This is a genomic window from Rhodanobacter thiooxydans (assembly GCF_030291135.1).
GTDB classification, from domain to species: Bacteria; Pseudomonadota; Gammaproteobacteria; order Xanthomonadales; family Rhodanobacteraceae; genus Rhodanobacter; species Rhodanobacter thiooxydans_A.
Map to the genome: position 1 here is coordinate 1431788 of NZ_CP127409.1, position 10324 is coordinate 1442111.

The 10324-nt window shown below is 67.4% G+C and carries 15 protein-coding genes; 11 read left to right on the forward strand and 4 right to left on the reverse strand.

Annotated features, from left to right (window positions below; genetic code table 11):
- Positions 1-42 precede the first annotated feature (42 nt).
- Positions 43-912 (forward strand): acetyl-CoA carboxylase, carboxyltransferase subunit beta, encoded by an 870-nt coding sequence (gene accD, locus QQA13_RS06390; RefSeq protein WP_108471434.1) that lies wholly within the window; start codon positions 43-45, stop codon positions 910-912.
- A 4-nt stretch (positions 913-916) separates the two neighbouring features.
- On the opposite strand, the gene QQA13_RS06395 is transcribed toward accD, so the two are convergent.
- The 3 genes from QQA13_RS06395 to QQA13_RS06405 all read right to left on the reverse strand — a co-directional run bounded on the left by QQA13_RS06395 (position 917) and on the right by QQA13_RS06405 (position 3033).
- Entirely contained in the window at positions 917-1045 is a 129-nt protein-coding gene (locus tag QQA13_RS06395) for a hypothetical protein (RefSeq protein ID WP_267895689.1), read from the reverse strand.
- A gap of 295 nt (positions 1046-1340) precedes the next feature.
- Positions 1341-1904 (reverse strand): phosphatase PAP2 family protein, encoded by a 564-nt coding sequence (locus QQA13_RS06400; RefSeq protein WP_108471433.1) that lies wholly within the window; start codon positions 1902-1904, stop codon positions 1341-1343.
- On the reverse strand, positions 1873-3033 hold the full coding sequence (locus tag QQA13_RS06405) for a glycosyltransferase family 4 protein (RefSeq protein ID WP_108471432.1): 1161 nt from the start codon (positions 3031-3033) through the stop codon (positions 1873-1875). The genes QQA13_RS06400 and QQA13_RS06405 overlap by 32 nt, the downstream gene beginning before the upstream one ends.
- Before the next feature lie 145 nt (positions 3034-3178).
- On the opposite strand from QQA13_RS06405, the gene QQA13_RS06410 reads away from it, so the two are divergent.
- On the forward strand, positions 3179-3613 hold the full coding sequence (locus QQA13_RS06410) for a DUF4399 domain-containing protein (protein WP_108471431.1): 435 nt from the start codon (positions 3179-3181) through the stop codon (positions 3611-3613).
- Between the two features lie 21 nt (positions 3614-3634).
- Here QQA13_RS06410 and QQA13_RS06415 read toward each other — a convergent pair whose 3' ends face one another.
- Complete coding sequence (locus QQA13_RS06415; protein WP_108471430.1) at positions 3635-4420, reverse strand: transporter; 786 nt, start codon at positions 4418-4420, stop codon at positions 3635-3637.
- A gap of 90 nt (positions 4421-4510) precedes the next feature.
- Between QQA13_RS06415 and QQA13_RS06420 the strand changes: the two genes are divergently transcribed.
- From QQA13_RS06420 to hisG, 9 genes are all read left to right on the forward strand, one after another.
- On the forward strand, positions 4511-4828 hold the full coding sequence (locus QQA13_RS06420; protein WP_108471429.1) for a hypothetical protein: 318 nt from the start codon (positions 4511-4513) through the stop codon (positions 4826-4828).
- A 55-nt stretch (positions 4829-4883) separates the two neighbouring features.
- Complete coding sequence (gene gltX, locus QQA13_RS06425; protein ID WP_108471428.1) at positions 4884-6284, forward strand: glutamate--tRNA ligase; 1401 nt, start codon at positions 4884-4886, stop codon at positions 6282-6284.
- Between the two features lie 26 nt (positions 6285-6310).
- Entirely contained in the window at positions 6311-6589 is a 279-nt protein-coding gene (locus QQA13_RS06430; protein WP_108471427.1) for a hypothetical protein, read from the forward strand.
- A gap of 29 nt (positions 6590-6618) precedes the next feature.
- On the forward strand, positions 6619-7128 hold the full coding sequence (locus QQA13_RS06435; protein ID WP_108471426.1) for a transcriptional repressor: 510 nt from the start codon (positions 6619-6621) through the stop codon (positions 7126-7128).
- Between the two features lie 98 nt (positions 7129-7226).
- Entirely contained in the window at positions 7227-7661 is a 435-nt protein-coding gene (locus QQA13_RS06440) for a MerC domain-containing protein (RefSeq protein WP_108471425.1), read from the forward strand.
- 58 nt (positions 7662-7719) lie between these two features.
- On the forward strand, positions 7720-8667 hold the full coding sequence (locus QQA13_RS06445) for a cation diffusion facilitator family transporter (protein ID WP_108471424.1): 948 nt from the start codon (positions 7720-7722) through the stop codon (positions 8665-8667).
- A gap of 67 nt (positions 8668-8734) precedes the next feature.
- A complete protein-coding gene (locus tag QQA13_RS06450; protein ID WP_015447337.1) occupies positions 8735-8896 on the forward strand; it encodes a 30S ribosomal protein THX in 162 nt (53 codons plus the stop codon).
- Between the two features lie 198 nt (positions 8897-9094).
- On the forward strand, positions 9095-9430 hold the full coding sequence (locus QQA13_RS06455; RefSeq protein ID WP_108471423.1) for a YerC/YecD family TrpR-related protein: 336 nt from the start codon (positions 9095-9097) through the stop codon (positions 9428-9430).
- The gene (gene hisG, locus QQA13_RS06460) at positions 9427-10320 is read left to right on the forward strand and encodes an ATP phosphoribosyltransferase (protein WP_108471422.1); all 894 of its coding nucleotides are present in this window, start codon (positions 9427-9429) and stop codon (positions 10318-10320) included. Before QQA13_RS06455 ends, hisG begins: the two co-directional genes overlap by 4 nt.
- Positions 10321-10324 lie beyond the last annotated feature (4 nt).

Sequence of the window (10324 nt, forward strand, 5' to 3'; positions counted from 1 at the left end):
CACGCTGCCCAGGGTGGCGCGCACGAACGGTAGGATGATGCAATGAACTGGCTGCAGAAAATCATGAACCCGCGCACCCGCCCGCAGGCCTCGAATGGCGGCAAGGGTTCGGTACCCGAGGGCGTGTGGGAGAAATGCGGCGGTTGCGGCACCGTGCTGTACCGGCCGGAGCTGGAACGCAACCTGATGGTCTGCCCCAAGTGCGGTCACCATCACTACATCAGCGCCCGGGTGCGACTCGGCGCGCTGCTCGACGAGGGTTCGGCGCAGGAACTGTGGGCCAGCCTGGAGCCCACCGATCCGCTGAAATTCCGCGACACCAAGAAATACCGCGACCGCATCGTCGCGACCCAGAAGACGCTCGGCGAGAAGGACGCGATGGTCGCCATGAGCGGCCGGCTCAAGGGCCGTCCGTTGATGGCGGTGGCGTTCGAGTTCGCCTACATGGGCGGTTCGATGGGTTCGGTGGTCGGCGAGAAATTCGCCCGCGCCGCCGAGCGTGCATTGGCCGACAGGAGCGCGCTGGTGTGCTTCTCCGCCACCGGCGGCGCGCGCATGCAGGAGGCGCTGTTCTCGCTGATGCAGATGGCCAAGACCTCGGCCGCGCTGGCGCGTCTGCGCGACGCCGGCGTGCCGTACATCAGCGTGCTGACCAACCCGACCACCGGCGGTGTCTCGGCCAGCCTGGCGATGCTGGGCGACATCAACATCGGCGAGCCGAAGGCGCTGATCGGCTTCGCCGGTCCGCGCGTGATCGAGCAGACCGTGCGCGAGACCCTGCCGGAAGGTTTCCAGCGTTCGGAGTTCCTGCTCGAGCATGGCGCGATCGACCTGATCGTCGATCGCCGCGAGATGCGCGACAAGCTGGCCGACCTGCTCGGCATCCTGATGAAGGCGCCGCGCGCAGCCTGACCGGTCATGCTTGCTGCAGCAATGCGATGCCGCCTTCGGGCGGCATCGTCGTTTGTGCGACCGGGTTTTCCACAGCCGCTGTGGAAGCGTGTTGGTAAAGCCTGTGGACAAGCGTCGCCGGGCGCTTTTCCATCAGACACTTGCTACATGTTGCGCAGGGATTGCGCAACGCCGCCCGTCGCGTCGATTGTCGGCATGCGTGTTTTCCACAGCGATGGTGGGTGTCTTCTGTACAAGCCTGTGGACAAGCGCGGTGCGCGCCATTGTCGACAGGCACTTGGCACGCATTGCGGTTTTTTTGCGCAGCGGCGCGAAGTTCTCCACAGCGATTGTGGAACGCGCGTGGCAAAGCCTGTGGACAAGTAGGCTATCTGGCTGAGTGCAAAGGGAACGCCGACAGCGTGCGCAGAAGCTGCGCAGCGTCGGGTTCAGAGCGGCGCCGCGATCAACCAGATCGAGGCACCGCCGAGGCCGCTGCCGATCACGATGGCGGCCAGCACGTCGCTGGGGTAGTGCAGGCCGAGGATCACCCGCGACGCGGCGACCAGCGCGGTGAAGCCCAGCAGCAGCGGCGCCAGCGACGGATACCAGGCCAGCGCCACGATACTGAAGCCCACCGCCTGCAGGGTGTGCCCGGACGGGAAGCTGAACTCGTCCAGCGGCGGCACGTGCGCGATCACGCCGGGGCAGGCGCGGTACGGGCGCGGGCGGCGCGTCCAGCGCTTGAGCAGACGGTACAGCAGCAGCGCGGCGAGTCCGGTGACCGCCATGTGCGCGGCAGCACTCAGTCCGCGCCGACCGCCGAACGCGGCCAGCGCCGCCATCAGCGCGTACCAGAACACGCCATCGCCGAGCCGGCTGACCATGCCGAAGAATGCTCCCACCACGCGACGGGCGCCCCAGTGGTTGGCGATCACGCAGACACGTCGGTCCAGCGCGAAGCGCGGCCCGGGCAGCAGCTCAGATGTGGGCAGCGACGGAGGCGTGTTCATGCAGGTTCTCCTCGGCCATGTCGCGCAGCAGGTTTTCGAAATCGCGGATCACCGCTTCCGGCGAGAGTCCCGCCACGCCGGTATGCGCCGCGCGACCCATGTGCCGGATCAGTGCCGGGTTGCTGGCCAGCCTCACCGTGGCGTCGATGAAGGCGGTGTGGTCACCCGAGGCGATGCAGCAGCCGTTGACGCCATCGACGAGATGCTCGCGCGCGGCGCCTTCGGCGTAGGCCACCACCGGCAGGCCGGCGGCCAGCGCCTCGATGATCACGTTGCCGAAGGTCTCGCTGAGGCTGGGGAACGGGAACAGGTCGGCGCTGGCGATGTGCCGCGCCAGCGCCTCGTCGCGCTGCATCCCGGCGAAGATGAAATCCGGATGGGCTTCCTGCAGCGCGGCGCGGGCGGGGCCGTCACCGACCCACACGTAGCGCGCCTGCGGTACCTGTTGCCGCACCGCCTGGAACGCCTGCACCGCGAGGTCGAGGTTCTTTTCCGCGGCGATGCGACCCACGTAGAGCACCACCGGCGTGGCGGCGTCGGCGCCCCAGCTCGCGCGCAGCGCCTCGTCGCGTCGTTCCGGGTGGAACAGCTGCGTGTCCACCGCCCGGCGCAGCAGGCGTGCGTTGGAAATGCCCATGGTGTGCAACTCCAGTGCGAGTGCGTTGGTTGGTACCAGGGTGGCAACGGCGCGCATGTGGAAGCGGCGCAGATAGCTGCGCACCAGCGGCGTGAGCATGCCCACGCCGTAATGACTGGCGTACTGGTCGAAACGGGTGTGGAAACCGCTGCTGATTGGAATACCCATTCGCCTGGCGGTGCGTACCGCCGACCAGCCCAGCGGGCCTTCGGTGGCGACGTAGACCGCATCGGGGCGTTGCCGCGACCAGTGTTCGCGCAGCGTGCGTCCGGCGGGCAGGCCGAAGCGCAGCCCCGGGTAGCGGGGCAAGGCGCTGCCGCGCACGTCGAGCGCGGTGATGCCGGGTTCGTCGCGGTGAGGCGGCGACTGGCGCGGGCGGATCAGGTCGATGCTGTGGCCACGGGCGGCGAGTCCGGCGGCGAGGCTGTGGACGGTCAGCGCGACGCCGTTGATTTCCGGTGGATAGGTTTCGCTGACGATGCCGATGCGCATTGACGATACCCGTGCTGGCTGGACGCAGCTTCGCCGGTTCGCGTTGCGGCGGCATGGCGGGTGCATGACGTCGCGGTGACGTACCGGTGCCCTGCAGGCGCCTCACCGCTTACACTCGGGCATCCTTCACCGCTGGAGACCGACGATGAAACGTATCCTGCTCACCCTTGCCCTGGCCGCACTGACCGGTGCCGCGCTGGCCGCCGATGCTCCCGGCTTGCCGATCACCCAGGCGCCTGCTGGTGCCGCGGTCTACATCATCTCGCCCAGCGATGGCGCCACCGTGGGCCAGGACGTCACCGTGCGCTTCGGCCTCAGGGGCATGGGCGTGGCGCCGGCCGGCGTGGCCAGGGAACACACCGGCCACCATCACCTGCTGGTCGACGTGAAGGAACTGCCGCCTGCCGGCCAGCCGATCCCGAAGGACGACCGCCACATCCACTTCGGCGGCGGCCAGACCCAGGCCACGCTGAAGCTCGCTCCCGGCACGCACACGTTGCAGCTGGAACTGGGTGATGCCAACCACGTGCCGTTCGACCCGCCGCTGGTATCGAAGCGGATCACCGTGCACGTGAAGTGAGGTCCTGCTTCGGCCGCGCGCTCAGCGGCCGAAGTACACCGATATCCCCAGGCCCGCCTCCCACGCGGGGGCATGGCCGCCGATGCGATGGCGCGCGCTGGCATCCACTTGCACGCGCGGCGTGAGCATCCATGCCAGCCCCGCGCCGGCGCGGCTGCCGTGGCCGTCGTCGGCGTCGTCCTGCAGCGCGATCTCGATGAAGCCGTTGAGCGTGGGCGTGAACGCGTAGCCGTCGTTGACGGCGAGCAGACGGCTGTCGCGGCCGCCGCTGCGCACGTTCTCCAGGTAGAGCGCGGCGATGTTGCGCGCACTCCACTGCCAGTTGAAGTCGGCGCCGAGCAGGTACTGGCGGCGCGGGTTGCGAAAATCCGGTGCGCCGTCGGTGAATTCCACGCTGCCCAGCAGGCCCCAGCTGAAGGTGCCGGATGCGGGCAGGGCGAATTTCATCCCGAGCGTGCTGTCGCCGCGGCCGTGGCTGTGGTAGCGCCCGTCTGCGCCGGTCTGCCGCAGGTAGTTGTAGGGCGAGCCGCCGAGCTGTAGTTCGACCGATCTGCCGAGACCGAGTCGCAGCAGCGTATCGGCGTCGTATTGGGTGCTGGTGGCGCCGTCCTTGCGGTCGCGGCTGGCATCGGGCAGCCCCTGCTCCCAGCTGACGTCGCCCGCCTGCAGTACGGCAGGCGTGAAGCCGAGGCCGGGGCGGTCGTAGCCGGGGTTGCCGTCGGCACGCGCGGCGAGGGGCGAGGCGAGCGCCAGCAGGGTGGCGAGCGCGGGCAGGGCATGCCGGTGGCCTGGTCGATGGGATTCCATGTCTGCGTTCCATGGCTGGATGGTGGCGGCGGGCGCGGTGAGCGTACTATCGAAGGCGGGCCAGACCGAATTCCCCGTCGGAGGTGGCCGATGAGGCACCTGCTGTTCATCCTGGCGCTGACCTTGCCGCCCGTGGTGTGGGCCGGCGTTCCCGCGCCGCAGACTGCGTCCGCGCGGGCACAGGCACAGTTGCCTTCGCACCAGCCCATATTCCAGGTGAGGTACGTGCTGCTGCCGGCCCCGCGGAAGGCCGACGACTTGCCGCGGATCGACTATGGCGACCAGTCACCCGCCATGGCGCCGCTGCAGTTGGAGCGGTGGGGCTCCAGGGAGCTCGATCCGTCTGCCTCGAATCCGAACATGGAAATCTGCCGGCAGTGGGCCTGCGAGATTCCCGGCCATCCGTAAACCTGCGGCCGGTCATCGGCTAAAATCGGCCGTTTCATCCCTCGCCACGAATCCCATGACCGTCCGTACCCGCTTCGCCCCCAGCCCCACCGGTTTTCTGCACATCGGTGGCGCGCGTACCGCGCTGTACTGCTGGCTGGAATCGCGCCGCCGCGGCGGCCAGTTCATCCTGCGCATCGAGGATACCGACCGCGAGCGTTCCACCGACGAGGCGGTGCAGGCGATCCTCGACGCGATGCACTGGCTCGACCTCGACGCCGACGAGGGCCCGTTCTACCAGACACAGCGGCTTGAGCGGTACCGGCAGGTCGCCGCCGAACTGGTCGCGGCCGGCAAGGCTTACTACGCCTACGAGAGCAAGGAGGAGATCGAGGCGATGCGCGAGGCGGCGATGGCGAAGGGCGAGAAGCCGCGCTACAACGGCCATTGCCGCGACCGCAACGAACCGTTCCGTGAAGATCCCAATCGCGTGATCCGCTTCCGCAACCCGACGGAAGGCTCGGTGGTGTTCGATGACAAGGTGAAGGGTCGCATCGAGTGGGCCAACAGCGAGCTGGACGACCTGGTGATCTTCCGCTCCGACGGCTGGCCGACCTACAACTTCGCGGTGGTGGTCGACGACATCGACATGGGCATCACCGAGGTGATCCGCGGCGACGACCACGTCAACAACACGCCGCGGCAGATCAACATCTACCACGCGCTCGGCGCTCCGGTGCCGGAGTTCGCGCACCTGCCGATGATCCTGGACAAGGAAGGCAAGAAGCTGTCCAAGCGCACCAACTCGGTCAGCGTGATGGACTATCGCGCCGACGGCTTCCTGCCGCACGCGATCCTGAACTACCTGGTGCGGCTGGGCTGGTCGCACGGCGATCAGGAAATCTTCTCGCGCGAGGAGATGATCGCGCTGTTCGACATCGCCGACGTCAACAAGGCCGCATCGCGCTTCGACACCGAGAAGCTGGCCTGGCTCAACCAGCACTACCTGAAGACCGACGAACCGCAGTCGCTGGCTGCCGAGTTCGCGTGGCACCTGCAGCGTGCCGGGATCGACGCGTCGCACGGCCCGGCGCCGGTCGACGTGATCGTGGCGTTGCGCGACCGCGTGCACACGCTGAAGGAAATGGCCGAACGCGCAAAGATCTGGTACGCGCCGATCGCCGAATGGGACGACAAGGCGGTCGCCAAGCACCTGAAGAACGACAGCGCGGTTGCCGTGCTCGACGCGGCGAAGTCACTGCTCGCCGAGGCCGAGTGGAAGCCGGAACCGATCCACCAGGTGATCGAGCAGGTTGCCGCAAAGCTCGCGTTGGGCATGGGCAAGATCGCGCAGCCGCTGCGGGTGGCGATGACCGGCACCCAGGTCTCGCCCTCGATCGAGCACACGATCTACCTGGCCGGCCGCAGCGAGGCGCTCAAGCGCATCGACGCGGCGATTGCCATGGCGCAGGGATGACCTGTCGATGACGTACTGAGCCGCATATGGACGAACTGCTGGCCAGGGCTACCCACGGCGTCGACCTCGATGCGCCGGGCGCGTTCTGGCACGTGTTCTTCAACCTGTTGAATATGCTGCCGTGGGCAGCCATGTTCTGGTGGAGCCTGCTGTTCGTCGTGGTGGGTGCGCTGCTCGGTTGGTGGCGTGGCCGCCTGTTCGAAGGGATCGTGTGGGCGTGGCTGCTGGGGCCGATCGGCTGGATCGTGGTCCTGCTGCGGACCCGGCCCAAGCTTCCGCGACAGCCGCCGCCATTGCCGCGCTGAACCCCGGCCTCGGATGACGGGCGGAGTGTATGATCCAGTACGAGGTGAAACGCTTGAGCCATGACGCCGCCCACAACCCGCATCCGAGCCACCCGCATCATCACGATGCGAAAGGTTTCGTGCGGGCCGTGGAACATGTCAGCGAGGAGCGCGGCCTGCGCCTGACCCCGCTGCGCAAGGAGGTGCTGGAGCTGATTGCGGCCGCGCACAAGCCGGTCAAGGCCTACGACCTGCTCGACCAGCTGCGCGAGAAGCACGGCAACGCGGCGCCGCCGACGGTCTATCGCGCACTCGACTTCCTGCTCGAGAACGGTTTCATCCACAAGCTGGAATCGATCAATGCGTTCGTCTCCTGCCATCACCCGGCCGAGGCGCACCAGGTGCCGTTCCTGATCTGCGATACCTGCTCCAGTGCCCAGGAGGTCTGCGACGAGCGGGTCGCCGAGCTGATCGAGATGCAGGCGAAGGCGTTCGGCTTCCGCCCGCAGGCGCAGACGCTGGAAGTCCATGGCACCTGCCGGCATTGCCGCAAGAGCTGAACCCGATGCTGGCGGGTATGGCGTCCGGTAGTGTTATAATGTAACATATGGTCCGACCGGATACTGAGCCGCCACGTCTGGCGGCGTCGGGCACATCGATGGATTTCGAGCAGACGAACAAATCCCGCTGGTGGCATGCCGCCGATCGTGTCGGTGCGATGGCCTCCTTCCTGTGCGCGATCCATTGTGCGCTGCTGCCCTTCGTGCTTGCGCTGTTGCCGCTGCTGGGCCTGGAATTCCTGGCCGACCATCGCTTCGAGCGGGTTTTCGTGCTGGCTGCCTGCGTACTGGCCTCGTTCGTCCTGATCCGCGGTTATCGCCGGCACCAGCGCCTGTTGCCGTTGCGGCTGGCCGTACCGGGGTTGCTCCTGTTGCTGCTAGGCATCATCTACATCGACGGTCCCGCGCCGATCCTGCACAGCGTGCTGGTGACTTGCGGCGGCCTGCTGCTGGCCGGTGCGCATTTCGCCAACCTGCGGCTGGACAGCCGCCGCGACGGCGCCCACCTGCATGGCCCGCAGTGCGCGCACTGAGCCGCCGTGAACTCGCTGGTGATTGTGTAACAGCGGTGGCCGTTCCTAGCATGCACGCATGAACACTCACGTCCACCGGCACGACCACGACCATGCACATGCGCACGATCCCGCCGCTGTGTCCGGCGGTCGCGGTCGCAAGCTGCTGCTTGCGTTCGTGCTGACCACCGTGATGATGGTGGTCGAGGTGGTCGGCGGCGCCTGGTCCGGCTCGCTGGCGCTGCTGGCCGATGCCGGCCACATGGTGGTCGACGCGCTGGCCTTGCTGCTGGCGATCGTCGGCGCATGGATGGCAACCAGGCCGGCCGATGCGCGGCGCAGCTATGGTTATGGCCGGATGGAGGTGCTGGCCGGGTTCGTCAATGCACTGGGCCAGTTCGTGCTGGTCGGCTGGATCTTCTACGAGGCCGTCGTGCGGCTGCTGCATCCCGGGGAGATTCTGTCCGGGATCATGCTGGCCGTGGCGATCGTGGGGCTGCTGGTGAATGCGCTGGTGCTGCGCACCCTGCATGGACATGCGCATGACGACGTCAACCTGGCCGGCGCCAGCCTGCATGTGCTGGGCGACCTGCTTGGCTCGCTGGCGGCGGTGCTGGCGGCGCTGGCGATCCGCTGGTTCGGCTGGCTGTGGGCCGACCCGGTGTTGTCGCTGCTGATCTCGCTGCTGATCCTGGGCAGTGCGTGGCGCTTGCTGCGGATGTCCGCTCACATCCTGCTGGAAGGTGTGCCTGACGGCATGGACAGTGCGCTGGTGGAAGCGTCGCTGCGCGAGGCCGATCCGGGTATCTGCGATATCCACCACCTGCACGTGTGGCAGCTGGCCTCGGGATCACGCATGGCCACCGTGCATGCCGAGCTGGAGGAACATGCTGACGGTGCGCAGGCCCTGCGCGCGATCAAGCAGGTATTGCTGGAGCGTTTCGGGATCCAGCATGTGACCGTGCAGGTCGACCCTGGCAGGTGTCTCGATGCCAGCGGAGACTGCGCCGGGCACGGTCGGCCCTGACTATCCCGCACGGCTCCGACGCTGCTATGATGGTAGGCCGTTCATCCAATAAATCAAGGAGTTCCCCATGGGTAAGGGCGATCGCAAGACCCGTCGCGGCAAAACCTACCGCGGCAGCTACGGCAATACCCGTGCACACGGCGTGCTGCCGGCCGTGGTGGGCGCCAAGCCGACCGTGACCAAGCCGGCCGCTGCCAAGAAGGCCGCGCCGAAGAAGAAGTCGGCCTGATTCGATTCCGGCCTGCACCAGTCTCGCAAGACCCCCGCCTCGGCGGGGTTTTTTGCTTTTGGGGCAGGGGAATACCGGTGTCCTCCGGGTGTTCGGTCAACCAGCGTCGAACCTGGAAGGCGTCGACGCAAGACGGGTTTGCCGTGGCGCCGCATGCCGTGTATGATGCGCATCATTGTGTTAATGCATTAGTACATTATGAAGCGTCGATCGCGTGACCCCGAAACTCCTGTCGAATCAGCCGAGCAGAGCCTGTACGAGGCGCTGCTGTCGTTGAAGAACGTCGAGGAGATGGCTGCCTTCCTTGGTGACCTGTGCACCCCGGCGGAACTCGAAGTGCTGGTGGACCGCTGGCGGGTGGTGCCGTTCCTGCTCGAAGGCGTGCCGTACCGCGAGATCCACGAGCACACCGCGGTCAGCATCACCACTATCGGGCGGGTGGCGCGCTACCTCAACCAGGGCAACGGCGGCTACCTGGCGGCCGCGGCCCGTGCGGTACGGCGGCAAGCGCAGATGACGAGGAAGAAGGCATGAAGCCACGTGACCGTTTGCGTATCGCGATGCAGAAATCCGGCCGGCTCACCGAGCCGGCGCTGGATCTGCTGGCCCGCTGCGGGCTCACCTTCCGGCAGAGCCGCGACAAGCTGTTCTGCTTCGGCGAGGGCGAGCCGGTCGACCTGCTGCTGGTGCGCGACGACGACATCCCCGGCCTGATCGCCCAGGGTGTGTGCGACCTGGGCATCGTCGGCCGCAACGTGCTGAGCGAGTTCCAGCTCACCGCTGGGCGCGAGGCCGAGCCGCTGGCCGAGTTGCGCCCGCTCGGCTTCGGCCGCTGCCGGCTGTCGATCGCGGTGCCGCAGGAGCTGGATTACCACGAGCCGCGGCAGCTGCAAGGGCGACGCATCGCCACCTCGTATCCCGGCCTGCTCGGTGAATGGCTGCGCACGCAGGGCATCGATGCCGGCGTGGTGACCCTGGCCGGTTCGGTCGAGATCGCGCCGAAGCTGGGCACCGCGGACGCGATCTGCGACCTGGTGCAGAGCGGCGGCACGCTGGTGGCGAACCAGTTGCGCGAAGCCGACGTGCTGCTGCACAGCGAGGCGGTGCTGGCCGGGCCGCTGACCCTTCCGGTGGACGAGCGCGGCGACCTGCTGGAGCTGCTGCTGAAGCGGCTTGACGGGGTGATCCAGGTGCGCGAGTCGCGCCTGCTGCTGCTGCAGACCTCGCGCCATACGCTGGAGGCGGTGACCCGGCTGTTGCCGGGCGGTCCGCAGCCGACCCTGCTGCCGGTGGCCGGCCAGCCGGATCAATTCATGTTGCAGGCGCTGTGTGCCGGCGAAGTGAGCTGGCGGCAGCTGGAAGAGATCAAGAAGGCCGGGGCACGCGAGATGTTCGTGCTGCCGGTGGAGAAGATGCTGGCATGAAGCA